The following is a 23,922-nucleotide window of genomic DNA, read 5'->3' on the forward strand; positions in this document are numbered from 1 at the left end:
GGGGTAGGCCATGATTCCTCCAGCACCGCAAAAGGGCCGTGGCACGGCGCACAATCCGCACAACCGCTTTGCCCCCAGCCATTCGGTGGCGGAGGATGACGGCTGGTATCAGGAGGTGCCGCAAACCCAGGGCACCGAGGTACGGGTAGAGACGGCCAAATCGGTGATCAGTCGCAATACCTCGCCCGACCTGCCCTTCGACCGTTCCATCAACCCATACCGTGGCTGCGAGCACGGTTGCATCTACTGCTATGCCCGCCCTTCCCACGCTTACTGGGACCTTTCCCCCGGCCTGGATTTCGAGACAAAGCTGATTGCCAAGACCAACGCCGCCGAGGTGCTTGCGCAACAATTGAGCAAACCGGGTTACGTGTGCGCGCCGATCAACCTGGGTTCCAATACCGACCCGTACCAGCCGATCGAACGTGAACAACTGCTGACCCGGCGCCTGCTCGAAGTGCTGCTGCGTTTTCGCCACCCGGTGACCATCGTCACCAAGGGGTCGCTGGTGCTGCGCGACCTCGACCTGCTGGCCGAGATGGCTCGCCAGCGCCTGGTGCGGGTGATGATCAGCCTGACCACGCTGGACGATGACTTGAAACGGGTGCTGGAACCGCGTGCGGCGTCACCCAAGGCGCGCTTGCGGGCGATCCGCGAGTTGCGCGAGGCGGGAGTGCCGGTGGGCGTGTTGTGTTCGCCGATTATTCCGATGATCAACGACAGTGAACTGGAACGGCTGCTGGAGGCGGCGAGGGAGGCAGGTGCACAGAGCGCAGCCTACATGATGTTGCGCCTGCCGCTGGAAGTGGCACCGTTGTTCGAGCAATGGCTGCAGGACCATTACCCGCAGCGGGCGGCACATGTATTGAGCCTGATCCGCCAGAGCCGCGGCGGCGAACTGTATGACAGCCGCTTTGGTGCGCGCATGCGCGGTGAAGGCGTGTTTGCCGAATTGCTGGCGCAGCGTTTTGCCAAGGCCATGAATCGGCTGGAGTTCGAAGGGCGAGAAGCGCAGGCGCTGGATTGTTCGGCGTTTTGCCCGCCGGGTGGGCAGATGGCGTTGTTCTGATGCTTGAGCAGAGTACGGTCTTTGTGGGAGCGGGCGCGCCCGCGAACACCGGCACAGCCGGTGCCATGTACCGAGTTGCCTCCTTCGCGGGCACGCCCACTCCCACAGGTTCTGCGCAGGTTCCGGGTGCCCGCATGTGGCGCATTGCCAGCCCTCAATGCAACTAATTAAAGTTGATAATTGCAGTAATGGCTCTTGGCAGTTGATGTTTTTTTGCTATTATCCAATACCCGCCTTTCCTATCTGGAACACCCGTTCTAGAGCCTTCGAATTAAGTTTCAGTTAAGTTTTCCCCGCTAGCGTAGGAAATCAGTCTTCACCGACTGTGATCTATGGCCCGTGCGTGTCATCTAAATCCCTGCATAGCCAGAATCTTTCACCGGTAAAATGGATTTACCTACACACCGTCAAGAGGATGAATCATGCCCGTCAAGGACCCATCCAAGGTCGTACCGCAGGTCCCCGCGGAGAGCGCCGATGCCGCCCTGAAGCACATCGTCGACGGCTTCCTGCGTTTTCACCATGACGTTTTCCCCGAGCAGCAAGAGCTGTTCAAGAAGCTCGCCACCGCGCAAACCCCGCGAGCCATGTTCATCACCTGCGCCGACTCGCGCATCGTTCCCGAGCTGATCACCCAGAGTTCACCTGGCGACCTGTTCGTGACCCGTAACGTCGGTAACGTGGTACCGCCGTATGGCCAGATGAACGGCGGCGTTTCCAGCGCCATCGAATACGCCGTACTGGCGTTGAAAGTGCATCACATCATCGTCTGCGGCCACTCCGACTGCGGCGCCATGCGTGCCGTACTCAACCCGCAGTCGCTGACCAAGATGCCGACCGTGTCCGCCTGGTTGCGCCACGCCGAAGTGGCCCGCACCGTGGTCGAGAACAACTGCTCGTGCGGCAGCGAACACGAAACCATGCAGGTGCTGACCAAGGAAAACGTCATCGCCCAGCTGCATCACCTGCGCACCCACCCTTCGGTGGCTTCGCGCCTGGCAGCCGGTGAGCTGTACATCCATGGCTGGGTCTACGACATCGAGACCAGCAAGATCGAAGCCTACGACGCTGCCAGCGATACCTTCCTGCCCTTGGCTGCTGGCGAGCCGGTCCCCTGCGCTACTCCGAGAGGCCGCTACTAAGCGACCCATCCACCCGCTGGAACCTTGATAGCCGGCTGCACCCCGTAGGGGTGTGGCACGGCCTTCGGCTGCCTTGAATTCCCTGACTGCCTTGCCGGCACGCCCGCTGGCGGCCCGCGCCTGCGCGCTCGTCAGGGGCAAACGTGCCCACGGCCAGGGGAATGGCTGTGTGACAAAGAAAGGAGAAACACGGTGAACATTACACAGTTGAAAGCGGCCCTGCCGCGTGAGTTGCTGGCGTCGGTGGTGGTCTTCCTGGTGGCACTGCCGTTGTGCATGGGCATTGCGATCGCCTCTGGCATGCCGCCGGCCAAAGGCCTGATTACCGGCATTATCGGCGGTATTGTCGTTGGTTTCCTCGCCGGTTCGCCGCTGCAGGTCAGTGGCCCGGCCGCCGGTCTGGCGGTATTGGTATTCGAGCTGGTACGCCAGCACGGCATGGCCATGCTCGGGCCGATCCTGCTGCTGGCCGGCTTGCTGCAGTTACTGGCCGGGCGCCTGCGCCTGGGCTGCTGGTTCCGGGTTACCGCACCGGCGGTGGTGTACGGCATGTTGGCGGGGATTGGCGTGCTGATCGTGCTTTCGCAGGTGCATGTGATGTTCGACACCGCGCCGCAGCCATCCGGCATGCAGAACCTGCTGGAGTTCCCGGCGACCGTGGCCGCCGCCCTGCCGCTGGAAAGCGCCGGCTCTGGTTGGATGGCCGGTGCGCTTGGCCTGGGCACCATCGCCATCATGTGGAGCTGGGAGCGGCTGCGACCGCAGCGGCTGCGCTTCGTCCCGGGTGCCCTGCTGGGTGTGTCGGCCATGACGGCCATCAGCATCTGGCTGGCTTTGCCGGTGAACCGCGTACAGGTGCCGGCCGACCTGTCCGAGGCTATCGACTGGATCCGCCCTGGTGACCTGATGCAACTGGCCGACCCTACCTTGTTGGTCGCCGCTTTTGCCTTGGCCTTCATCGCCAGTGCCGAAACCTTGTTGTCGGCTGCAGCGGTCGACCGCATGCACAGCGGCCAGCGTTCGGACTTTGATCGTGAGCTGTCGGCCCAGGGCATCGGCAACATGCTGTGCGGGGTGCTCGGTGCGTTGCCGATGACCGGGGTGATCGTGCGTAGCTCGGCCAACGTGCAGGCAGGTGCGCAGACCCGGGCTTCGGCGATCTTCCATGGCCTGTGGCTGTTGGCGTTCGTGGTGGCGCTGAGCAGCGTGCTGCAGCAGATCCCGGTGGCTAGCCTGGCGGGTGTGCTGGTGTTTACCGGGGTCAAGCTGGTGGATTTCAAGGCGTTTCGTGGGCTGGGCCGCTATGGCCGCATGCCGATGTTCACCTACGCGGCGACGGCGCTGGCGATCATCTTTACCGACCTGCTGACCGGTGTATTGCTGGGCTTTGCCCTGACCTTGCTGAAGCTGGCACTGAAGGCGGCGCGATTGAAGATCAACCTGGTCAGCCTGGAAAAGGCTGGACACATGGAGCTGCGGTTGAGTGGCGCGGCTACCTTCCTCAAGGTGCCGGCGCTGACCCAGGTGCTGGATAGCGTACCGGCGGGGACCACCCTGCATGTGCCGTTGGGTAACCTCAGCTATATCGACCACTCGTGCCTTGAGCTGCTTGAAGATTGGGGCCGCAGTAATTCAGCAAATGGGTCGCGGTTGCTGATCGAGCAGCGGCGCTTGAAGCGGCGGATCGAGGGGCGGATGCGGACTACGGCCGGGGTTGGGGCCTAGAGCCGGAATCTTTGCTGCATGAGCCGGCCCTTTCGCGGGCACGCCCGCTCCCACAGGTAATCCACAGTCATCAAGGCATGTGCTTTCCCTGTGGGAGCGGGCGTGCCCGCGAAGAGGCCGGGACAGGAACTTCAGGCCGGCTGGCCCAGCTCCACCCCCAGCTGCCGTGACAGGCACGGCCAGCGCTTCCACGCCGCGCCTGTTTCCGGGCTGCTCAATTTCTCGCGGTAGGTTTCCACCGATTCCACCGCGAAGCTTTCATCATTCAACATTTCATCCACCGAGTGGTGCACCACTTCATCCAGCTGATTGGCAAACGTCTCGCCAATCAACTGGTGGGCAATCAGGTTGGCGACGGTGGTGTCGACCGGGATCAACGGTTGCTGGAAGTGACGGATGTACAGGTCGTTCACCTCTTCCACCAGGCGGTGCGCTAGGTAGGCCTCATCCAGCAGGCAGTCCAGGCCCACATGCCCTTGCATCACGCTGGGCGGCTGCAGGAAGTAGGCTTCGGCGATTTTCAGTACAGGTTTGATCTGCGATTCGATCCCGGCCTCGCGGGCGACCTCATGGGCGGCCTCCAGCAGTTCCGGAACCTGGTCGATGTAGGCGCTGACGAAGCGCGCCAAAGTACCCTGGGCGTCCTGCTCAGGCAGTTGGATCGAGGGGTGCAGGTGGGGCAGTTGCAGCTCGAGACGCTTTTTCAGTTGGCCGGTCTGGCCTTCGTGTTGATGGGCTTGGCTTACCTGCTCGCGTACAGCAGCGATGTTCATGACAACTCCAGGGACATTACGTTTCAAACGGAAGACACTAAATTAGCTCGGTATACAGAATACCTAAGACGCATTTGTTATAAGTCGCGCAAACGTGTGCATGCTCAGGCATATCGAAAAGCCACTATTGTGCCATGCCGTGTCAAGCGCGCGGTTTTCAGGCCATTCAGCCATTTCATGAAGTTCATTTCACGGGCTTCGTTGCGTGCCGTTGGTCGCTGTCTATACTCCCGGTGAACGTGATTCGTTGATGAGGCCCGACTGCTTTTAGCAGGGGCTCGGTCGTCGAAGCCAGGTAGTCTTGACCACCGTTCCCTCTTGCCGCAGGCCACGCCTCCGGGACTACAAGAACGAGAAGGGGAACCCGCAATGATGCGACATCCACATGTCTGGATGGGCCTCCTGTTGTGGTCGGTTTTTGGTCAGGCCAACGCCGCCTGGACCGTGAACATGCACCCAGGCGCGACGGAAGTCTCCAACGCCGTCTTCGACCTGCACATGACCATCTTCTGGATCTGCGTGATCATCGGCATCGTTGTCTTTGGCGCGATGTTCTGGTCCATGGTCATCCACCGCCGTTCCACCGGCCAGCAGGCTGCGCATTTCCACGAGCACACCTGGGTGGAAATCCTCTGGACCGTGGTCCCCTTCCTGATCCTGGTAGCCATGGCCATCCCGGCCACCAAGACCCTGATCGACATCTACGATGCCAGCGAGTCGGACATCGATATCCAGGTTACCGGCTACCAGTGGAAGTGGCACTACAAATACCTTGGCCAGGACGTGGAGTTCTTCAGCAACCTGGCCACCCCCACCGAGCAGATCCACAACAAGGCACCCAAGGACGAGCACTACCTGCTCGAAGTCGACCAGCCGCTGGTGCTGCCGGTTGGCGCCAAGGTGCGCTTCCTGGTAACCGCTGCCGATGTCATCCACTCCTGGTGGGTGCCGGCCTTCGCGGTCAAGCGTGATGCCATCCCCGGTTTCGTCAACGAAGCCTGGACCCGTATCGAGAAGCCCGGCATCTACCGCGGCCAATGCACCGAGCTGTGCGGCAAGGACCACGGTTTCATGCCGGTGGTGGTCGAGGTCAAGTCCAAGGCCGACTACGACACCTGGCTGGGCGAGCGCAAGGCTGAAGCTGCCAAGCTCAAGGAACTGACCAGCAAGGAATGGACCCTGGAGGAGCTGGTGGAACGTGGTGACAAGGTCTACCACACCACCTGCGTGGCCTGTCACCAGGCCGAAGGCCAGGGCCTGCCGCCGATGTTCCCTGCGCTCAAGGGCTCGAAGATCGCCACCGGGCCGAAGGAAGCCCATCTGGGCATCGTATTCCACGGCAAGCCTGGCACTGCCATGGCCGCGTTCGGCAAGCAGCTCTCGGAAGTCGACATCGCCGCCGTGGTCACCTACGAGCGCAACGCCTGGGGCAACAACAAGGGTGACATGGTCACGCCGAAGGACGTGCTGGCGCTGAAGCAGGCAGAAGCGCAATGAACCGGGTTACTCGCGGCAATCAATGGATTGCAGGAGACAGGACATGAGTGCAGTGATCGACGACCACGCCCACGGCCATGACCATGCGCACGGCCCGGCCAAGGGCCTGATGCGCTGGGTGCTGACCACCAACCACAAGGACATCGGCACGATGTACCTGTGGTTCAGCTTCATCATGTTCCTGCTCGGCGGCTCGTTCGCCATGGTGATCCGCGCCGAGCTGTTCCAGCCCGGCCTGCAGATCGTCCAGCCGGAGTTCTTCAACCAGATGACCACCATGCACGGCCTGATAATGGTGTTCGGTGCGGTGATGCCGGCCTTCGTCGGCCTGGCCAACTGGATGATCCCGCTGATGATCGGCGCGCCCGACATGGCCCTGCCGCGGATGAACAACTTCAGCTTCTGGCTGCTGCCGGCTGCTTTCCTGTTGCTGGTTTCGACCCTGTTCAGCCCGGGCGGCGGGCCCAACTTCGGCTGGACCTTCTACGCCCCGCTGTCCACCACCTACGCGCCGGCCAGCGTCACCTTCTTCATCTTTGCCATCCACCTGATGGGCATCAGCTCGATCATGGGCGCGATCAACGTGATCGCCACCATCCTCAACTTGCGCGCCCCAGGCATGACCTTGATGAAGATGCCACTGTTCGTCTGGACCTGGCTGATTACCGCATTCCTGCTGATTGCGGTGATGCCGGTGCTGGCCGGCGTCGTGACCATGATGCTGATGGACATCCACTTCGGTACCAGCTTCTTCAGTGCCGCCGGCGGTGGTGACCCGGTGCTGTTCCAGCACGTGTTCTGGTTCTTCGGCCACCCCGAGGTGTACATCATGATCCTGCCGGCCTTCGGCGCGGTCAGCTCGATCATCCCGGCGTTCTCGCGCAAGCCGCTGTTCGGCTACACCTCGATGGTGTACGCCACCGGCGCCATTGCCTTCCTGTCGTTCATCGTCTGGGCCCACCACATGTTCGTGGTCGGTATTCCCGTGGTCGGCGAGCTGTTCTTCATGTACGCCACCATGCTGATCGCCGTGCCTACCGGGGTGAAGGTGTTCAACTGGGTCAGCACCATGTGGGAAGGCTCGCTGACCTTCGAAACGCCGATGCTGTTCGCCATCGCCTTTGTCATCCTGTTCACCATCGGCGGTTTCAGCGGGCTGATGCTCGCCATCGCCCCGGCGGACTTCCAGTACCACGACACCTACTTCGTGGTAGCGCACTTTCACTATGTACTGGTGCCTGGGGCGATCTTCGGCATCTTCGCCTCGGCCTACTACTGGCTGCCGAAATGGACCGGCCACATGTACGACGAAACCCTCGGCAAGCTGCACTTCTGGCTATCGTTCGTCGGCATGAATATGGCCTTCTTCCCCATGCACTTCGTGGGGCTGGCCGGCATGCCACGGCGGATCCCCGACTACAACCTGCAGTTCGCCGACTTCAACATGGTGTCGTCGATCGGCGCGTTCATGTTCGGCGCCACGCAGATATTCTTCCTGTTCATCGTCATCAAGTGCATCCGCGGCGGCGCGCCGGCACCGGCCAAGCCATGGGATGGCGCCGAGGGCCTGGAGTGGTCGATCCCTTCGCCTGCGCCCTACCACACCTTCCAGACGCCACCGGAAGTGAAATAGGAACCGTGCCATGAACGGCCTTTCGCTGAAACGTCTGGTGTTGCGCCTGTTGATGCTGACGGTGGTGATGTTCGCCTTCGGCTTCGCCCTGGTGCCTATCTATGACGTGATGTGCAAGGCCTTCGGCATCAACGGCAAGACCGGAGGGCAGTACGAAGGCAGCCAGGTCAGCGACCCGACGCGTTCTGTGCGGGTGCAGTTCATGTCGACCAATGCCAGCGGCATGGTCTGGGACTTCTACTCCACCGCCGACCAGTTGGAGGTCAACCCGGGTGCGGTGAACCAGATGATCTTCATTGCCCATAACCCGACCGACCGGCCGATGAGTGCGCAAGCCATCCCCAGCATCACCCCGGCCGAGGCTGCGGCGTACTTCCACAAGACCGAGTGCTTCTGCTTCACCCAGCAGGTGCTGCAGCCCGGCGAACGCATCGAGATGCCGGTGCGCTTCATTGTCGACCGCGACCTGCCGGCCAGCGTGAAGCACCTGACACTGGCCTACACCTTGTTCGACATCACCGCTCGCCACCCGCCGGTCGCGCATGTCGCGGCCCAGGACGTCCAGGGCGCCCGTTAAGGGAAGGAGAACAGCAATGGCAAGTCATGAGCACTATTACGTTCCGGCGCAGAGCAAGTGGCCGATCATCGCCACCATCGGCATGTTCATCACGGTGTTCGGCCTGGGTACCTGGTTCAACGACATGAAGGCCGGCCACCCCGAGTCGCACGGGCCGCTGATCTTCTTCATCGGTGCGTTGTTCCTGGCCTACATGCTGTTCGGCTGGTTCGGTTCGGTGGTGCGGGAGAGCCGCGCGGGGCTGTACAGCCCGCAACTGGACCGCTCGTTCCGCTGGGGCATGAGCTGGTTCATTTTCTCCGAGGTGATGTTCTTTCTGGCCTTCTTCGGTGCGCTGTTCTACGTGCGCGTGCTGGCCGGGCCGTGGCTGGGCGGTGAAGGGGCCAAGGGTGTTGCGCACATGTTGTGGCCGACCTTCGAATTCACCTGGCCGCTGCTGCACACGCCCGACCCGAAACTGTTCCCGCCGCCCAAGGAAGTGATCGACCCGTGGCACCTGCCGCTGATCAACACCATCTTGCTGGTCAGCTCCAGCGTGACCATCACCATCGCCCATCATGCCCTGCGCCGCGACCACCGTGGCCCGCTGAAATTCTGGATGGCGCTGACCATCGTCCTGGGCGCCAGCTTCATCGCGTTGCAGGCCTACGAGTACCACGAGGCCTATACCAAGCTGGGGCTGACGCTGGGGTCGGGTATCTACGGCGCGACGTTCTTCATGCTCACCGGCTTCCACGGCGCCCACGTGACATTGGGCACGATCATCCTGATCGTGATGTTCGTGCGCATCTTGCGCGGGCATTTCAACCCGGAGAAACACTTTGGTTTCGAGGCGGCCAGTTGGTACTGGCACTTCGTCGATGTGGTGTGGGTGGGGTTGTTCATCTTTGTGTATGTGCTTTAGGGCCAATCGCCGGCAAACCAGCTCCCACAGGGTCTCATTGGGCCTGAAGCATAGGTGATCCCTGTGGGAGCTGGCTTGCCGGCGATGAGGCCATCAAAACAAGTGCAGTTTCAGAAGGGGGCGTGTGAGACCAGCTGACCGCTGATGAAGCCCCAGGCCACCAGGCCGATGGTGAGGGCCGCCAGGGTCACCCGCACGGTCAGTGCCTTCAGCAAACGGGTCGAGTTTTCATCGTCCTTGACCAGAAACACCAGGCCGCTGAACAGGCTGGCAATCGTGGCCAACAGCATCAGGACAATCGCGGCCTTGAGCATGGCGATACTCCGGGGGGATGCGGTGATGTGGATAAGTATAGCGATCGGCCCGACGAGGCTCCGATGAGGCCGTTTCGTCCGGGCTGGGTACCAACCCTGGTGGTGCTTGCGCTGCTGCCGGGGCTGATCGCGCTTGGCTGCTGGCAACTCGGCCGTGCCGAGGAAAAGCGCGTGCTGCTGGCCGCCTATGCCGAGCGGCGGGTCGAAGCGCCCGTGGCCACGGCCCAGCTGACAGCGAACCAGGACAATGCCTTCCGCCGCGTGCATCTCTATGGCCGCTTCGACGCCGAGCACAGCTTGCTTCTGGACAACCGCATGCGTGACGGCCAGGCCGGTGTCGAACTGCTGCAACCCTTCCATGACCAGGCCAGCGGCGTGTGGCTGCTGGTCAACCGCGGCTGGCTGCCTTGGCCGGACCGCCGCGTGCCGGTGCATTTCGATACCCCTGCCCAGGCGTTGGCGCTGGACGCTTCGGTGTATGTCGCGCCTGGTAGCACGTTCCAGCTGCACCCCGACCCTGCAGGCGGCCAGTGGCCGCACCTGCTGACTGCCGTGGATGCCGCGCAGCTATGGCAACAGCTCGATCGCGATGGCTTCGCCCATGAGCTGCGCCTGGAACCCGGCCCGGCGACCTATCGCCTGGACTGGCCGGTCGTTGCCATGGGCCCGGAAAAACACTTGGGTTACGCCGTGCAATGGTTTGCCCTGGCAACCACTTTGGTACTGCTCTACCTCTACTTCGGCTGGCACCACAACAAGGAGAAACGCCATGGCCACCGCCACTCCACTGGACGTGCCTGAACGCAGCAAACCCAGAGCCCGCGGGCGTTTGCAGCTGCTGCTGATTCTGCTGGTGGTGCTCGGGCCGATGGTTCTGGCCACCAGCATGTACAAGCTCAAGTTCTGGGTGCCGGACGGCCGCAGCTACCACGGCGTGATGATCGGCAACGGTGAGAGCCTTTCCGATCTCGGCGTGGCGGGCCAGGACGAGCGCTGGCAGCTGCTGGTGAGCACACCCACAGCCTGTGCCGAGGATTGCCAGCGGCTGGTGTACCTGGCCCGGCAGATCCAGGTCGGCCTGGGCCGTGATGCCAGCCGTGCCAGCCATGCCCTGGCGGCCGCCCAGCCGGCAAGTGCCGATTACCAGGCGTTGCTCGGCCGCGAATACCCACAGTTGCAGCGTTACCCGCTTGATGCGCAACGCTACCTGCAAAAGGTCGGCGAGACCGGCCCGCAGCTGTGGATCGTCGACCCACACGGCAACCTGGTGCTGCGCTACGACGCCAAGGTCAACGGCAAGCATGTGCTGGACGACCTGCGCCACCTGCTCAAGCTGTCCAACATCGGCTAGGAGCCTGCCATGGCCAGACCCGGATTCCGCCTTGCTGTGTTCGCCACCTTGCTGGCACTGCTGGTTGTCCTGCTCGGTGCCTATACCCGCCTGACCCACGCCGGCCTCGGCTGCCCGGACTGGCCGGGTTGCTACGGCTTCATCAGCGTGCCCAAGAGCGAAGCGCAGCTGGCTCATGCCGAGCTGCATTTCCCCGAACACCCGGTGGAAGCCGCCAAGGGCTGGGCCGAGATGGTCCACCGCTACTTCGCCGGCACCCTGGCGATGGTGATCGCCCTGCTCGCCTTGCAGGCGCTGCGCCGGCATGCCCGCGATGGCCAGCCTTACCGCCTGCCCTTGCTGCTGCTGGGCGTGGTGCTGGCCCAGGCAGCCTTCGGCATGTGGACGGTCACCCTCAAGCTGTGGCCGCAGGTGGTCACCGCGCATCTACTTGGCGGCTTCACTACCCTGAGTTTGTTGTTCCTGTTGTCCCTGCGTCTGTCCCGGGCCTTTGCGCCCTTGCCAAAGCTGCCATTGAGCCTGCGCCGGATCGCCGCGCTGGCCTTGCTGGTGGTGATCGGCCAGATCGCCCTGGGCGGCTGGGTCAGTGCCAATTACGCGGCCGTCGCCTGCATCGACCTGCCCACCTGCCACGGCCAGTGGTGGCCGGCGGCGGACTTCAGCAACGGGTTCCACCTGACCCAGCATGTCGGGCCCAATTACCTGGGCGGGCAGCTGGACAGTGATGCGCGAACGGCCATCCACATCAGCCACCGCCTGGGCGCATTGCTGGTGACCTGCGTGCTGCTGATGCTCAGCTGGAAGCTGCACCGCTGCGGCCTCCCTGGCCTGGCGCGGCTGGTGCTGCTGGCGCTGGTGGTGCAAGTCGGCCTGGGCATCAGCAATGTGCTGCTGCACCTGCCGCTGGCCGTGGCCGTGGCGCACAACGCTGGTGGGGCGCTGTTGCTGCTGAGCATGGTGCTGGTGAACTACCGCATCCGCGTGGTCGACAAGGTTCGCGTGGGTGTCGGCCATGGCTGGCGCCTGCGGCCCGTGGCTGGCGTGGGCATCTCCCACCACATGAGGAATGATTCGTGGCGACGTTTCTGAGCGCTCAGAGGGCCAGTTGGCGTGACTACCTGGAGCTGACCAAGCCCAAGGTGGTGGTGCTGATGCTGATTACCTCGCTGGCGGGCATGTTCCTTGCCACCCGTGCGGGTGTCAGCTGGAGCGTGCTGCTGTTCGGCAACCTGGGCATCGGCTTTTGTGCAGGCGGCGCGGCGGTGGTCAACCATGTGGTGGACCGACGCATCGACGCGCTGATGGCGCGTACCCACAAGCGGCCGCTGGCCCAGGGCCGGGTCGAGCCGCTGCCGGCGCTGCTGTTCGCCCTGGCGCTGGCGCTACTTGGCATGGCCCTGCTGCTGGTGTTCACCAACGCCCTCACTGCCTGGCTGACACTGGCTTCCCTGCTCGGCTATGCGGTGCTTTACACCGGCTTTCTCAAGCGCGCCACGCCGCAGAACATCGTCATCGGCGGATTGGCCGGCGCCGCCCCGCCGTTGCTGGGCTGGGTGGCGGTCAGTGGGCATGTCAGCGCCGAGCCCCTGCTGCTGGTGCTGATCATCTTCGCGTGGACCCCACCACACTTCTGGGCCTTGGCCATCCACCGCAAGGAGGAGTACGCCAAGGCCGATATCCCGATGCTGCCGGTGACCCACGGCGAGCGCTACACCAAGCTGCATATCCTGCTGTACACCCTGGTATTGCTGGCGGTGAGCCTGCTGCCGTACGCCATCCACATGAGCGGCCCGCTGTACCTGGCCTGTGCCCTTGTACTGGGCCTGCGCTTCCTGCAATGGGCCTGGGTGTTGTACCGTGGCAGCCGGCCGCACGCAGCGATCGGCACCTTCAAGTACTCTATCGGCTACCTGTTCGCGCTGTTCATCGCGTTGCTCCTCGACCACTACCTGTTGCTGAACCTATGACCCGAACCCAGAAAACCGTCTTCATCCTCGTTGCCCTGGTCGCGTTGATCCTGGGCCTGACCGTCAACAAGGTGCTCAATGGCCGCGACCAGCCCAACCCCACCGAACTGATCGATGCCGGCATCATCCTGCTGCCGCAGAGCCGTACCGTGGCCGACGTGACCATGACCAACCAGGACGGCCAGCCGGTGCAACTGGATGACCTGAAGGGCAAATGGTCGTTGCTGTTCTTCGGCTACACCTACTGCCCGGATATCTGCCCGACCACCCTGGCCCAGCTGCGCCAGGTGAAGAGCGAGCTGCCCAAGGAGGCCGTCGACCGGCTGCAGGTGGTGCTGGTGAGCGTTGACCCGAACCGCGACACGCCGAACCAGCTGAAGCAGTACCTGGGTTATTTCGACAAGGATTTCGTCGGGGTGGCGGGGTCGATTGAGGATACCCAGAAGCTGGCCAATGCCTTGAGCATTCCGTTCATTCCGGCCGATACCAGCAAGCCGGGGTATACCGTGGATCACAGCGGCAACCTGGCGGTAGTGGGGCCGGATGGGCGTCAGCGCGGGTTCATTCGGGCGCCGTTCAACAACCAGAAGCTGGTGGCGCAGTTGCCCGGGCTCGTGAAGCGGGATTGAGATTTTTGGGCCTGCTGCGCAGGCCTATCGCGACACAAGGCCGCTCCCACAAAGTACGGCGTACGCCTCGGTCCTCATGGTTTGCCTGCCAGGGCAAATCGCCGGCAAGCCGGCTCCCACAGGGACCTCACAGGGCCTGAGGCTGGCGCTGTACCTGTGGGAGCTGGCTTGCCGGCGAATGGGCCGCAAAGCGGCCCCGGGGATTTCGGATCAGAACGCCGGAACCACAGCGCCTTTGTACTTCTCGTTGATGAACTGCTTCACCTCAGGCGAGTGCAGCGCAGCAGCCAGCTTTTTCATGGCGTCCGAGTCCTTGTTGTCCGGGCGGGCAACCAGGATGTTCACGTAAGGCGAGTCGCTGCCTTCGATGACCAGAGCGTCTTTCTCCGGGTTCAGCTTGGCTTCCAGCGCGTAGTTGGTGTTGATCAGGGCAGCATCGACCTGGGTCAGCACACGCGGGATCGTGGCTGCTTCCAGCTCACGGAACTTCAGGCTTTTCGGGTTCTCGGCAACATCCTTCACGGTGGACAGGATGTTCTTGTTGTCCTTCAGCTTGATCACGCCGGCCTTGTCCAGCAGCAGCAGCGCGCGGCCGCCGTTGGTGGCGTCGTTGGGGATGACCACGGTGGCGCCGGAGGACAGCTCGTCCAGCTTCTTGATCTTGGTCGAGTACACGCCCAGCGGCTCGATGTGCACGCCGGCAACGCTCACAAGGTTGGTACCCTTGGCCTTGTTGAACTCATCCAGGTACGGCTGGTGCTGGAAGAAGTTGGCGTCCAGGCGCTTTTCCGCCACCTGCACGTTCGGCTGGATGTAGTCGGTGAATTCCTTGACCTTCAGCTCCACGCCCTCTTTCGCCAGAACAGGTTTGACGAAGTTGAGGATCTCGGCGTGCGGAACCGGGGTAGCGGCAACGGTCAGGGACTCGGCGTGGGCCGAGAAGGCCGCGACAGCGGCGACAACAGCAAGCAGCTTCTTCATTGATCACTCCTTGTGAGGGCCGCGACGGCCCCCGAACGGGTCGGCCGGGCCGACCCCATTGGGGTTACTTACGGGAAAAATGCACGACCAGTTTGTCGCCCACGCTCTGCAGGACTTGAACCAGTACCAGCAACAGCACCACGGTGACGACCATCACGTCGGTCTGGAAACGCTGGTAGCCGAAGCGGATGGCCAGGTCGCCCAGGCCGCCGGCACCGACCACACCAGCCATGGCGGTGTACGAAACCAGGGTGATGGCGGTCACGGTAATGGCGGCGAAGATGCCCGGGCGAGCCTCCGGCAGCAGTGCGCTGGTGATGATCTGGCGGGTAGTGGCGCCCATCGACTGAGTGGCTTCGATGATGCCGCGGTCCACTTCACGCAGGGCGGTTTCCACCAGGCGCGCGAAGAACGGCGTGGCACCCACCACCAGCGGCGGAATGGCGCCGGCTACGCCCAGGGAAGTGCCTGTGATCAGCACTGTGATCGGGATCATAACGATCAGCAGGATGATGAACGGCAGCGAGCGCAGGATGTTGACGATCAGCGACAGCAGCGCATACACACCCTTCTGCTCGAACATCTGCTTTGGCCCGCAGAGGAACAGCAGCACGCCCAGCGGCAGGCCGAGCAGCACGGTGAAGAACAGCGAGCCGAACAGCATGATCATGGTGTCGACGCTGGCCAGCCAGATTTCGGCCCAGTCGACGTTGGCAAAGAAATTCAGGGCGTCCATCAACGCAGTACCTCCATATGTACGTCAGCTGCCTTGAAGCGGGCGAACGCCGCTTCCATGTCACCGCCGATCAGGGCGAGGGTGAGCTGGCCATAGGGGACATCCTTGATGCGGTCGATACGCCCGGCGAGGATGCTGTAGTCCACACCGGTTTCGCGGGCCACGGTGCCCAGCAGCGGCGCGTAGGTGGCGTCGCCCTGGAAGGTCAGGCGCACGATACGGCCCGGCACGTGGGCGAAGTCGTCACGCTGCTCGCCTTCGTCAACCTGCTCGTCTTCCTGGACGAAGCGCTTGGTGGTGGGGTGCTGCGGGTGCAGGAACACCTCGGCCACCGAGCCCTGCTCGACGATCTGGCCGACGTCCATCACTGCCACGCGGTCGCAGACCCGGCGGATCACGTCCATTTCGTGCGTGATCAGCACGATGGTCAGCTTCAGCTCACGGTTGATTTCGGCCAGCAATTGCAGGACCGAGGCGGTGGTTTGCGGGTCGAGGGCGCTGGTGGCCTCGTCGCACAGCAGGATCTTCGGGTTGGTGGACAGGGCGCGGGCGATGCCGACGCGCTGCTTCTGGCCACCGGACAACTGCGCCGGGTACTTTTTGGCATGGTCGGAAAGGCCGACGCGGGCCAGAAGCTCGGTCACGCGCTTGTCGATTTCGCTGCGCGACAGCTCGCCGGCCAGGGTCAGTGGCAAGGCGACGTTGTCGGCGACAGTCTTGGAGGCCAGCAGGTTGAAGTGCTGGAAAATCATCCCGACCTGCTGACGGAAACCGCGCAGCTGGCTCGCGTTGAACGCGGTAACGTCTTCGCCGTCGACGATGATCTTGCCCCCGGAAGGCTCTTCCAGGCGGTTGATCAGGCGCAGCATGGTGCTCTTGCCGGCGCCGGAATGGCCGATCAGGCCGAACACCTGGCCATCTTCGATGGTCAGGCTGGTCGGATTCAGTGCGGGGATTTCCCTACCGGCGACGCGGTAGGTCTTGTGTACCTGTTGGAACTCGATCACGTAGCGAACCTTGTGGGGCGCATGGAATTTGGGTCAGCGGTTAGCTGGGGTCGCGCATTTTAGCCTTTTCCCATAGCTGTTCTTAGCATTTATTTCGTAATGCACCAATCCTTCGGGCATATCGCGACAACCGGTAATCCTGATTGAACGCTCGGCAAAGCCTCCCGGTCACTACTTGCACACAGCCCGAAACGGGTATGCCTTAAGACTGACGAGGAGAGCCGATCATGCCCAGCAAGAACACGGACGCGCCAAAGCACAGCGAGGCCGCTGGCACCCAGACCCCGGACCGGGCCAATACCAACACCAAGTTGCAGAGCCTGGAGGCTGACCGAAGCGATGCCACAGGCAAAGCGTTGCGTACCAACCAGGGGGTGCGCATCGCTGACAACCAGAACACGCTCAAGGCGGGTGATAGAGGCCCCTCGTTGCTCGAAGATTTCATCATGCGCGAGAAGATCACGCACTTTGACCACGAGCGCATTCCTGAGCGCATCGTGCATGCGCGAGGAACAGGGGCGCATGGCTATTTCCAGAGCTATGGCAACCACGCCGAGCTGACCAAAGCCGGCTTCCTGCAGGACCCGGAGAAAGTCACGCCCATCTTCGTGCGATTTTCCACGGTACAAGGCCCGCGCGGCTCAGCCGACACCGTGCGTGACGTGAGGGGCTTTGCTGTGAAGTTCTACACCGACGAGGGCAACTTCGACCTGGTGGGCAACAACATGCCGGTGTTCTTCATCCAGGATGCGATCAAATTCCCGGATTTCGTCCACGCCGTAAAGCCAGAACCGCACAACGAGATCCCGACCGGCGCTTCGGCCCATGACACCTTTTGGGATTTCGTCTCGCTGGTACCGGAGTCGGCCCATATGGTCATGTGGGCGATGTCGGACCGCGCTATCCCGCGCAGCTTGCGGATGATGGAAGGGTTCGGGGTGCATACGTTCCGCCTGATCAACGCCCAGGGCGTAGCCAGTTTCGTCAAATTCCACTGGAAACCGCGCCAGGGTGTGCACTCCCTGTTATGGGACGAAGCGCAGAAGCTGGCAGGCAAGGATGCTGATTTCCAGCGTCGCGACCTGTGGGAGGCTATCGAGACGGGTGATTACCCTGAATGGGAACTGGGTGTGCAGATCGTGCCGGAAGCCGACGAGCACAAATTCGATTTCGACCTGCTGGACCCGACCAAGATAATCCCGGAAGAACTGGTGCCGGTTACACCTTTGGGCAAGATGGTCCTGAATCGCAACCCGGACAACTTCTTTGCCGAAGTGGAGCAGGTGGCGTTCTGCCCGGCTCATATCGTGCCTGGCATCGACTTTACCAACGACCCTTTGTTGCAGGGACGGCTGTTCTCCTACACCGACACGCAGCTTAGCCGCCTCGGCGGGCCCAACTTCCACCAGATCCCGGTAAACCGCCCCGTCGCCCCTAACCACAACAACCAGCGTGACGCCTTGCATCAGCATGTGGTGCACAAGGGTCGCGCATCCTACGAGCCCAACTCCATCGACGGTGGCTGGCCGAAGGAAACGCCACCAGCCGCGCAGGATGGCGGCTTCGAGAGCTACCAGGAGCGTATCGATGCGCACAAGATCCGCCAGCGCAGCGATTCGTTCGGCGACCATTTCTCGCAGGCGCGGTTGTTCTTCCAGAGCATGAGCCCGACCGAGCAGCAGCACATCATCAAGGCTTACAGCTTTGAGCTGGGCAAGGTGGAGCGGGAGACGATCCGTGCTCGGGAAGTGAATGAGATTCTCGCCAATATCGACCTGAAGCTGGCGGCTGCGGTTGCTGCCAACCTCGGTTTGCCTGCACCGAGCGCAGGCACTGTGCAAGTGAAGGGAAGCCAGCTTGCGCAGTCGCCTGCCCTGAGCCAGATGAACCACCCGGGCTCGGTTGGCATCAAGGGGCGCAAAATTGCCGTGCTGGTGGCAGATGGCGTAGACGCTGCCAGCGTGGACAAGCTGGTCAAGGCTCTGGAGGCGCACAGTGCCCGGCCGATGCTGCTTGGGCCGACCTCGGCACCAGTGATGGCCACGGACGGCAAGCAGCTGCCGGTGGGTGCCTCCATGGAAGGGATGCCCTCGATCATGTTTGACGGGATTGTCGTGCCAGCGGGCAAGGCCTCGACCGATGCGCTGGCAGGCAGTGGTTTGGCCAAGCACTTCCTGCTGGAGGGCTACAAACACCTGAAGGCGATGGTGGTGACCAAAGACCTTTTGGGCAGCTTGGGGCTTAAAGAAGACAAGGGGTTGCTGCTGGGGGATGAGCAGAAGACCGTGGATGCCTTCGTCAAAGCGGTAGAGGGGCATCGGGTGTGGGAGCGGGAGGCGGCTGCGGAGGCTGTGCCTGCCTAAGGGGCTGCTTTGCAGCCCATCGCGACACAAGGCCGCTCCTACAGGAGATCGCATTCCCTTGTAGGAGCGGCCTTGTGTCGCGAAAGGGGCGCGCAGCGCCCCCAGATTCTTAACGCTGATGCGGAACCAGAACCACCTGCGCCGGCAACGACCGCTGAATCTCGTGCTTCTGCTTCAGCTCGAACCCGCTGTCGATCTTGCGCACGCGTTTCTCCAGCAAGGTCTTCAGCCAAGGCGCATCTTCGGTACGCGGCACCTGGAACACCACGTCGCATTGATAGCTCACCACATCGGCGGCAATGTCATCCAGCTGGCGACGCATGGCGCGGCTGTCGGTGGTCTTCAAGGCCACCACGGTGCTCGGTGCAGCCGGGTCGATGATGCGCGCCTTGGGCTTGGCCTCGGCCGCTTTCAACGCCGCTTCAGCTTTCTCCAGCTCGGCCTTGCGCGCCTGGGTCACGGCGTCGCCACCAGTAACCGCCGGGGCCTGCGGCATCAGCGCGCGGGCACGGGCCAAGGCTGTGGCGGCAGCGTTCACATCACCCTTTTGCAGGAAGATCTGGCTGCGTTGCAGGTAGGCTTCGGCAAGCTGGCGCTGGTATTGCTCCAGGCGCGCGTCATCCGGCGCCTGGGCCTGCAGGGCTGCCAGCTGGTCTTCGGCGGTGGCCAGCTCGTTGCTGGCGATGTTCTGTTGCAATTGCTGCCAGGCATCTGCTTGGGCAGGTGCGGTGGCCTGCTCGACCGGCGCGTTTGAACACGCAGCCAGGAACAGGGAAAACGCGGCAACAAGCAGATAACGGGAGGCGAACGGCTTCATTCCTGCGACTCTCTATTTGCGCAAAAAGCGAGCAAGTCTACACCCAGGTGCGCACGCTCGAAAACAAGTCTTACAGACCCTTTACGTGCGGAAAGGTTGCAGGGCGCGCCTTCACACGCCCCTTTTTTCAGCGTTTTGGCAGGGCCAGGCTCAGCAAGAATAGCACCGCCGCGCAGACCACGATCGATGGGCCGGCAGGGGTGTCCTTGAACCAGGACAGAGCCAGGCCGCCGCATACCGCGCTCACGCCCAGCAGGCTGGCGCCTAAGGCCATCTGTTCGGGAGAACGGGCGTGACGTTGCGCCGCAGCGGCAGGAATGATCAGCAGCGAGGTGATCAGCAGCACCCCGACGATCTTCATGGCAACGGCAATCACCACCGCGATCAGCAGCATCAGCGCCATGCGCAGCCCGGCCACCGGCAGGCCCTCGACCATGGCCAGCTCCTCGTGCACGGTGACTGCAAGCAACGGCCGCCACAGTGCAGCGAGCAGCAGCAGGACCAGCGCGCTGCCACCGAGGATCCAGGCAAGATCGGTAGTGCTGATGGCCAGCAGGTCGCCGAACAGATAGGCCATCAGGTCGATGCGGACATCATGCATGAAGCTCAGCACCACCAGGCCCAGCGACAAGGTGCTGGGGGCGAGGATGCCAAGCAGTGTATCGGAGGCCAGCGGTTGGCGTTGCTGCAAGGTAACCAGCAAGATCGCCAGCAACAGGCAGCCCACGGTTACCGCCAGCGCCGGGCTGACGTCCAGAGCAAAACCCAGGGCAACGCCGAGCAGGGCGGCGTGGGACAGGGTGTCGCCAAAATAGGCCATGCGCCGCCACACCACGAAGGAGCCCAGTGGGCCGGCCACCAGCGCCAGGGACAAACCGGCAAGCAGGGCGTAGAGAAGAAAGTCAGCCATGCTTGCAGTGCGCTCCGTGAACATGGGTGCCAGGGGCGACCACCGAGCCGTGCAGGTCGTGGCTGTGGTCGTGATGGTGGTGGTAGATGGCCAGGCTGGGGGCGGCGGTCTTGCCGAACAGCTCGACAAATGCCGGGTCGCCGCTGACCTGCTCCGGGTGGCCCGAGCAGCACACGTGGCGGTTCAGGCATACCACCTGGTCAGTGGCGCTCATCACCAGGTGCAGGTCGTGGGACACCATAAGCACGCCGCAACCGTGGCGGTCGCGCAGGCGGGTAATGAGGTTGTACAGCTCTGTCTGGCCGACCACATCTACGCCCTGCACTGGCTCGTCGAGCACCAGCAGCTGGGGTTCGCGCAGCAGGGCGCGGGCCAGCAGCACGCGCTGCATCTCGCCACCGGAAATGGTCTGGATCGGGCTGTCGATGACCTGCTCGGCGCCCACTTCCTGCAACGCCGACAAGGCTGCCGCGCGGTCTACACCGGGCACCAGGCGCAAGAAGCGCAGTACCGACAGCGGCAGGGTTGCATCGACCTGGATCTTTTGCGGCATGTAGCCAATACGCAGCTTCGGCCTGCGCCATACCTTGCCGCGGTGCGGCTTGAGCAGGCCGAGCACGGCGCGCACCAGGGTGGTCTTGCCCGCGCCGTTGGGGCCGATCAGCGTGACGATCTGGCCAGGTGAGACTGACAGGTCGATGCTGTCGAGCACCGCCTCGCCACCGAAGGTGACACCGACCTGCTCCAGGCGGATCAGTGCATCGCTCATGCCGCGCTCCGGCAATTGCTGCAAAGGCCGACCACTTCCACCGTCTGGGTCTCGACCGCGAAGCCCACGCCCTTGGCGCTGCTGATGATGGCTTCGCTGATGCTGTCCTGTTCCAGTTCGATTGCCACATGGCAGGCCCGGCAGATCAGGAACTGACCCTGGTGCAGGTGTTCCGGGTGGCTGCAGCCGATGAATGCGTTGAGCGAGGCGATGCGGTGCACCAGGCCGTTTTCCAGCAGGAAGTCCAGCGCACGGTACACCGTGGGGGGCGCGGCGCGGCGGCCGTCCTGCTCACTGAGCACGGCGAGGATATCGTAGGCGCCCAGCGGCTTGTGGCTTTGCCACACCAGTTCCAGCACTCGACGGCGCAGCGCGGTCAGGCGCAGGCCCTGGCGGGTGCACAAGGCGTCGGCTTCAGCCAATGCGCTGTGTACGCAATGGGAATGATCGTGAGGACGGTTGGCCAGCGGCGTGATGGACATGGGCAGCGACGGTTCTGGATGGAGACGTTATTATGTTACCTGTTTCTGACGACTCGAGTATTCACCGTGTCCCGATTCCTAGTCCTTTTTGTCGCTTTCATCGCATTTTCCGCCCAGGCCGACGTGCGCGTGCTGACCAGTATCAAACCCCTGCAGCAGATTGCCGCTGCCGTGCAGGACGGTGTTGGCACCCCTGAGGTATTGCTGCCTCCGGGGGCTTCGCCACACCACTACGCGCTGCGCCCGTCCGACGTACGGCGGGTAGGCGATGCCGACCTGCTTTACTGGATCGGCCCGGACATGGAAGGCTTCCTGCCGCGGGTACTGGGCAATCGCAGCAAGCCCACTGTGGCCGTGCAGGCGCTACCGGGCATGAAGCTCCGGCATTTTGGCGAGGACAGCCATTCCCATGAGGAAGAAGACCACGACGACCATGACCACGACCACCGCCCGGGCAGCCTGGACGCGCACCTGTGGCTATCGTCGGTCAACGCGCGTGTGATTGCAGCGAAAATGGCGGCTGACCTGGCGCAGATCGATCCGGCCAATACGGTGCGCTACCAGAGCAACCTCAAGGCCTTCGACGAACGCCTGGACGCATTGGATAAGCGGATCAAGGCGCGGGTGGCCGGGATTGCCGGCAAGCCGTACTTCGTGTTTCACGAAGCATTCGACTATTTCGAGGCCGAGTATGGCCTGAAGCACACCGGGGTGTTCAGCGTGGCGTCCGAGGTGCAGCCGGGTGCGCAGCACGTGGCAGCCATGCGCAAGCGCCTGCAGGAAGTGGGCAAGACCTGTGTGTTCAGCGAACCGCCGCTGCGGCCGCGGCTAGCCGAGACCTTGACCGCCGGGCTGCCGGTGCGCCTGGCCGAGCTGGATGCCCTGGGCGGTACCGACCCGGTGGATGGCAAGGGCTATGAGCGCTTGCTGGAGAAGCTGGGTGGCGACCTGGTTGGGTGCCTGGAACAGTTGTAAGCCTGTACCGACCTCTTCGCGGGTAAACCCGCTCTCATAGAACAACACATGACTCATTGGTTCGGCGAGGTTCTGTAGGAGCAGCCTTGTGCTGCGAAGAGGCCGGTACTGACAAAGCCTGTCTGTTGCTTGTACCGGCCTCTTCGCAGCACAAGGCTGCTCCTACAAAGGACGCGTCAGACGAGCGATATTTGTTCTCTGCGCGACAGCGCAGCCCAAAAGGGCTGGGTAATCTCCCACAGGGATAGCGCCAGCCTCACGCTTGTCACCGTACCTGTGGGAGCGGGTTTACCCGCGAAGAAGCAGACACGCTCTAGAGGGCGAACGGCAGGTGCAAAGCCACCTGCTGACGCTGCGCCAAACGCACTTCGAACTCGCTCGGGTCGTGGATCATCACATCCATTCCGGCAAACGATTCCGCTGCAATCAGGCGCGACAGCCAGAAGCGCACGCAGCCTACCCGCAACATCTCCGGCCACAGCTCGGCTTCGGCCGCGGTGAACGGCCGCAGCGCCGCATAGGCCGCCAGCAACGCCTGGGCGCGTGGCACATCGATCGCGCCGTGTTCATCCAGGCACCAGTCGTTCACGGTGATGGCAATGTCATACAGCATCGGCCCGGAACAAGCGTTGTAGAAGTCGATCACACCGGTCAGGTGGGTGCCTTCGAACATCACGTTGTCGCGGAACAGGTCGGCATGCAGGTTGGCCCGTGGCAGGGCCAGGATCTGTGCCTTGTGCGCACTGATTTCATCCAGCGCCGGTTGCAGCAGCGCGGCTTGCTCGGTGGTAAGGCGCGGCAGCAACTCGGCCCCCGAAGCCAGCATCCAGTCCAGGCCGCGGTCGGTGCGGCGCTCGATGATGTGCTCGCGGGTAGCCAGGTGAATGTGCGCCAGCAGCTCGCCGACCTGGGCGCAGTGCTGGGCGTTCGGTGCCTTGATGTGCTTGCCCGACAGCCGTGGCTGCAGCAGCGCCGGCTTGCCGCACAGCTCGCGCAGGCCATTGCCGTCGCGGTCGCGTATGGCATAGGGCACCGGCATGTCGGCTGCGTGCAAAGTGTCCAGCAGCTCGATGAAGAACGGCATGTCCTCGCTGGGCCCGCGCTCGATCAGCGTCAGGACGAACTCCCCCTGTTCGAGGCTGACGAAGAAATTGCTGTTCTCGGTGCCGGCGGCGATGCCCTGGAAATCGAGCAGACGACCCAGCGCGTACGGCGCCAGAAAGGTTTCCAGCTCAGGCCGGGTCACGGGGGTGAAGACTGACATGATGAAAATTTGCCCATACGGGCACTTCCGCCGGGAA

At 62.9% G+C, this 23,922-nt stretch carries 24 protein-coding genes; 14 read left to right on the forward strand and 10 right to left on the reverse strand.

Going from position 1 to position 23,922, the window contains the following annotated elements; genetic code table 11:
- Window positions 1-10: 10 nt before the first annotated feature.
- The 3 genes from ACK56M_RS00615 to ACK56M_RS00625 all read left to right on the forward strand — a co-directional run bounded on the left by ACK56M_RS00615 (window position 11) and on the right by ACK56M_RS00625 (window position 3,936).
- Complete coding sequence (locus ACK56M_RS00615; RefSeq protein WP_411959211.1) at window positions 11-1,069, forward strand: PA0069 family radical SAM protein; 1,059 nt, start codon at window positions 11-13, stop codon at window positions 1,067-1,069.
- A gap of 422 nt (window positions 1,070-1,491) precedes the next feature.
- Window positions 1,492-2,211 (forward strand): carbonic anhydrase, encoded by a 720-nt coding sequence (locus ACK56M_RS00620; protein ID WP_013970295.1) that lies wholly within the window; start codon window positions 1,492-1,494, stop codon window positions 2,209-2,211.
- A 192-nt stretch (window positions 2,212-2,403) separates the two neighbouring features.
- Entirely contained in the window at window positions 2,404-3,936 is a 1,533-nt protein-coding gene (locus ACK56M_RS00625; RefSeq protein WP_100413579.1) for a SulP family inorganic anion transporter, read from the forward strand.
- A gap of 131 nt (window positions 3,937-4,067) precedes the next feature.
- Here the strand turns inward: ACK56M_RS00625 and ACK56M_RS00630 are convergent, their stop codons facing one another.
- Entirely contained in the window at window positions 4,068-4,709 is a 642-nt protein-coding gene (locus ACK56M_RS00630; protein WP_100413578.1) for a hypothetical protein, read from the reverse strand.
- Window positions 4,710-5,078: 369 nt separating this feature from the next.
- On the opposite strand from ACK56M_RS00630, the gene coxB reads away from it, so the two are divergent.
- Genes coxB through ACK56M_RS00650 form a run of 4 tightly spaced genes read left to right on the forward strand, consistent with a single transcriptional unit; the run spans window position 5,079 to window position 9,320 of the window.
- Window positions 5,079-6,206, forward strand: coding sequence for a cytochrome c oxidase subunit II (coxB, locus tag ACK56M_RS00635; RefSeq protein ID WP_015268462.1), 1,128 nt, complete (start codon window positions 5,079-5,081; stop codon window positions 6,204-6,206).
- Window positions 6,207-6,249: 43 nt separating this feature from the next.
- Window positions 6,250-7,839, forward strand: a complete 1,590-nt coding sequence (gene ctaD, locus ACK56M_RS00640; RefSeq protein ID WP_015268463.1) for a cytochrome c oxidase subunit I — start codon at window positions 6,250-6,252, stop codon at window positions 7,837-7,839.
- Between the two features lie 10 nt (window positions 7,840-7,849).
- Window positions 7,850-8,416: a cytochrome c oxidase assembly protein gene (locus ACK56M_RS00645; RefSeq protein ID WP_100413577.1), complete on the forward strand. Its 567-nt coding sequence runs from the start codon at window positions 7,850-7,852 to the stop codon at window positions 8,414-8,416.
- Window positions 8,417-8,432: 16 nt separating this feature from the next.
- Complete coding sequence (locus tag ACK56M_RS00650; protein WP_100413576.1) at window positions 8,433-9,320, forward strand: cytochrome c oxidase subunit 3; 888 nt, start codon at window positions 8,433-8,435, stop codon at window positions 9,318-9,320.
- 110 nt (window positions 9,321-9,430) lie between these two features.
- Here ACK56M_RS00650 and ACK56M_RS00655 read toward each other — a convergent pair whose 3' ends face one another.
- Entirely contained in the window at window positions 9,431-9,634 is a 204-nt protein-coding gene (locus ACK56M_RS00655) for a twin transmembrane helix small protein (RefSeq protein ID WP_003258925.1), read from the reverse strand.
- 63 nt (window positions 9,635-9,697) lie between these two features.
- On the opposite strand from ACK56M_RS00655, the gene ACK56M_RS00660 reads away from it, so the two are divergent.
- Genes ACK56M_RS00660 through ACK56M_RS00680 form a run of 5 tightly spaced genes read left to right on the forward strand, consistent with a single transcriptional unit; the run spans window position 9,698 to window position 13,581 of the window.
- Window positions 9,698-10,435 carry an SURF1 family protein gene (locus ACK56M_RS00660; protein WP_100413575.1) on the forward strand — a complete coding sequence of 246 codons (738 nt, stop codon included), beginning with the start codon at window positions 9,698-9,700 and terminating at the stop codon, window positions 10,433-10,435.
- Window positions 10,404-10,985 carry a hypothetical protein gene (locus tag ACK56M_RS00665; protein WP_015268467.1) on the forward strand — a complete coding sequence of 194 codons (582 nt, stop codon included), beginning with the start codon at window positions 10,404-10,406 and terminating at the stop codon, window positions 10,983-10,985. The genes ACK56M_RS00660 and ACK56M_RS00665 overlap by 32 nt, the downstream gene beginning before the upstream one ends.
- Before the next feature lie 9 nt (window positions 10,986-10,994).
- Entirely contained in the window at window positions 10,995-12,074 is a 1,080-nt protein-coding gene (locus tag ACK56M_RS00670) for a COX15/CtaA family protein (RefSeq protein WP_015268468.1), read from the forward strand.
- A complete protein-coding gene (cyoE, locus tag ACK56M_RS00675) occupies window positions 12,059-12,952 on the forward strand; it encodes a heme o synthase (protein WP_286918408.1) in 894 nt (297 codons plus the stop codon). Before ACK56M_RS00670 ends, cyoE begins: the two co-directional genes overlap by 16 nt.
- A complete protein-coding gene (locus ACK56M_RS00680; protein ID WP_013970305.1) occupies window positions 12,949-13,581 on the forward strand; it encodes an SCO family protein in 633 nt (210 codons plus the stop codon). The genes cyoE and ACK56M_RS00680 overlap by 4 nt, the downstream gene beginning before the upstream one ends.
- A 210-nt stretch (window positions 13,582-13,791) precedes the next feature.
- On the opposite strand, the gene ACK56M_RS00685 is transcribed toward ACK56M_RS00680, so the two are convergent.
- The 3 genes from ACK56M_RS00685 to ACK56M_RS00695 form a co-directional block, all read right to left on the reverse strand.
- Complete coding sequence (locus ACK56M_RS00685) at window positions 13,792-14,562, reverse strand: MetQ/NlpA family ABC transporter substrate-binding protein (RefSeq protein WP_013970306.1); 771 nt, start codon at window positions 14,560-14,562, stop codon at window positions 13,792-13,794.
- 64 nt (window positions 14,563-14,626) lie between these two features.
- Complete coding sequence (locus tag ACK56M_RS00690) at window positions 14,627-15,298, reverse strand: methionine ABC transporter permease (protein ID WP_013970307.1); 672 nt, start codon at window positions 15,296-15,298, stop codon at window positions 14,627-14,629.
- Entirely contained in the window at window positions 15,298-16,305 is a 1,008-nt protein-coding gene (locus ACK56M_RS00695; protein WP_411959212.1) for a methionine ABC transporter ATP-binding protein, read from the reverse strand. The genes ACK56M_RS00690 and ACK56M_RS00695 overlap by 1 nt, the downstream gene beginning before the upstream one ends.
- A 227-nt stretch (window positions 16,306-16,532) precedes the next feature.
- Between ACK56M_RS00695 and katE the strand changes: the two genes are divergently transcribed.
- Window positions 16,533-18,668 carry a catalase HPII gene (gene katE / locus ACK56M_RS00700; protein ID WP_411959213.1) on the forward strand — a complete coding sequence of 712 codons (2,136 nt, stop codon included), beginning with the start codon at window positions 16,533-16,535 and terminating at the stop codon, window positions 18,666-18,668.
- A 109-nt stretch (window positions 18,669-18,777) separates the two neighbouring features.
- Here katE and ACK56M_RS00705 read toward each other — a convergent pair whose 3' ends face one another.
- The 4 genes from ACK56M_RS00705 to zur all read right to left on the reverse strand — a co-directional run bounded on the left by ACK56M_RS00705 (window position 18,778) and on the right by zur (window position 21,646).
- The gene (locus ACK56M_RS00705) at window positions 18,778-19,485 is read right to left on the reverse strand and encodes a PA5502 family lipoprotein (RefSeq protein ID WP_015268471.1); all 708 of its coding nucleotides are present in this window, start codon (window positions 19,483-19,485) and stop codon (window positions 18,778-18,780) included.
- Window positions 19,486-19,612: 127 nt separating this feature from the next.
- Window positions 19,613-20,395 (reverse strand): zinc ABC transporter permease subunit ZnuB, encoded by a 783-nt coding sequence (gene znuB / locus ACK56M_RS00710; RefSeq protein ID WP_191472033.1) that lies wholly within the window; start codon window positions 20,393-20,395, stop codon window positions 19,613-19,615.
- On the reverse strand, window positions 20,388-21,164 hold the full coding sequence (gene znuC / locus ACK56M_RS00715; protein WP_191472032.1) for a zinc ABC transporter ATP-binding protein ZnuC: 777 nt from the start codon (window positions 21,162-21,164) through the stop codon (window positions 20,388-20,390). Before znuC ends, znuB begins: the two co-directional genes overlap by 8 nt.
- Window positions 21,161-21,646, reverse strand: coding sequence for a zinc uptake transcriptional repressor Zur (gene zur / locus ACK56M_RS00720; protein WP_013970312.1), 486 nt, complete (start codon window positions 21,644-21,646; stop codon window positions 21,161-21,163). Before zur ends, znuC begins: the two co-directional genes overlap by 4 nt.
- An 18-nt stretch (window positions 21,647-21,664) precedes the next feature.
- Between zur and ACK56M_RS00725 the strand changes: the two genes are divergently transcribed.
- The gene (locus ACK56M_RS00725) at window positions 21,665-22,621 is read left to right on the forward strand and encodes a zinc ABC transporter substrate-binding protein (protein WP_043935186.1); all 957 of its coding nucleotides are present in this window, start codon (window positions 21,665-21,667) and stop codon (window positions 22,619-22,621) included.
- Between the two features lie 313 nt (window positions 22,622-22,934).
- On the opposite strand, the gene ACK56M_RS00730 is transcribed toward ACK56M_RS00725, so the two are convergent.
- Window positions 22,935-23,885, reverse strand: coding sequence for a homoserine kinase (locus tag ACK56M_RS00730; RefSeq protein ID WP_015268475.1), 951 nt, complete (start codon window positions 23,883-23,885; stop codon window positions 22,935-22,937).
- Between the last annotated feature and the right edge of the window lie 37 nt (window positions 23,886-23,922).

The organism is Pseudomonas sp. s4 (genome assembly GCF_046764235.1).
GTDB lineage: Bacteria > Pseudomonadota > Gammaproteobacteria > Pseudomonadales > Pseudomonadaceae > Aquipseudomonas > Aquipseudomonas asiatica.

Excerpts from the sequence above, each read along its gene's own strand:
- ACK56M_RS00615 (WP_411959211.1), top strand. The coding sequence starts at position 11 with ATGATTCCTCCAGCACCGCAAAAGGGCCGTGGCACGGCGCACAATCCG.
- ACK56M_RS00620 (WP_013970295.1), top strand. The coding sequence starts at position 1,492 with ATGCCCGTCAAGGACCCATCCAAGGTCGTACCGCAGGTCCCCGCGGAG.
- ACK56M_RS00630 (WP_100413578.1), bottom strand. The coding sequence starts at position 4,709 with ATGAACATCGCTGCTGTACGCGAGCAGGTAAGCCAAGCCCATCAACAC.
- coxB (WP_015268462.1), top strand. The coding sequence starts at position 5,079 with ATGATGCGACATCCACATGTCTGGATGGGCCTCCTGTTGTGGTCGGTT.
- ctaD (WP_015268463.1), top strand. The coding sequence starts at position 6,250 with ATGAGTGCAGTGATCGACGACCACGCCCACGGCCATGACCATGCGCAC.
- ACK56M_RS00645 (WP_100413577.1), top strand. The coding sequence starts at position 7,850 with ATGAACGGCCTTTCGCTGAAACGTCTGGTGTTGCGCCTGTTGATGCTG.
- ACK56M_RS00650 (WP_100413576.1), top strand. The coding sequence starts at position 8,433 with ATGGCAAGTCATGAGCACTATTACGTTCCGGCGCAGAGCAAGTGGCCG.
- ACK56M_RS00655 (WP_003258925.1), bottom strand. The coding sequence starts at position 9,634 with ATGCTCAAGGCCGCGATTGTCCTGATGCTGTTGGCCACGATTGCCAGC.
- ACK56M_RS00660 (WP_100413575.1), top strand. The coding sequence starts at position 9,698 with ATGAGGCCGTTTCGTCCGGGCTGGGTACCAACCCTGGTGGTGCTTGCG.
- ACK56M_RS00665 (WP_015268467.1), top strand. The coding sequence starts at position 10,404 with ATGGCCACCGCCACTCCACTGGACGTGCCTGAACGCAGCAAACCCAGA.
- ACK56M_RS00670 (WP_015268468.1), top strand. The coding sequence starts at position 10,995 with ATGGCCAGACCCGGATTCCGCCTTGCTGTGTTCGCCACCTTGCTGGCA.
- ACK56M_RS00680 (WP_013970305.1), top strand. The coding sequence starts at position 12,949 with ATGACCCGAACCCAGAAAACCGTCTTCATCCTCGTTGCCCTGGTCGCG.
- ACK56M_RS00685 (WP_013970306.1), bottom strand. The coding sequence starts at position 14,562 with ATGAAGAAGCTGCTTGCTGTTGTCGCCGCTGTCGCGGCCTTCTCGGCC.
- ACK56M_RS00690 (WP_013970307.1), bottom strand. The coding sequence starts at position 15,298 with ATGGACGCCCTGAATTTCTTTGCCAACGTCGACTGGGCCGAAATCTGG.
- katE (WP_411959213.1), top strand. The coding sequence starts at position 16,533 with ATGCCCAGCAAGAACACGGACGCGCCAAAGCACAGCGAGGCCGCTGGC.
- ACK56M_RS00705 (WP_015268471.1), bottom strand. The coding sequence starts at position 19,485 with ATGAAGCCGTTCGCCTCCCGTTATCTGCTTGTTGCCGCGTTTTCCCTG.
- znuB (WP_191472033.1), bottom strand. The coding sequence starts at position 20,395 with ATGGCTGACTTTCTTCTCTACGCCCTGCTTGCCGGTTTGTCCCTGGCG.
- znuC (WP_191472032.1), bottom strand. The coding sequence starts at position 21,164 with ATGAGCGATGCACTGATCCGCCTGGAGCAGGTCGGTGTCACCTTCGGT.
- zur (WP_013970312.1), bottom strand. The coding sequence starts at position 21,646 with ATGTCCATCACGCCGCTGGCCAACCGTCCTCACGATCATTCCCATTGC.
- ACK56M_RS00725 (WP_043935186.1), top strand. The coding sequence starts at position 21,665 with ATGGAGACGTTATTATGTTACCTGTTTCTGACGACTCGAGTATTCACC.
- ACK56M_RS00730 (WP_015268475.1), bottom strand. The coding sequence starts at position 23,885 with ATGTCAGTCTTCACCCCCGTGACCCGGCCTGAGCTGGAAACCTTTCTG.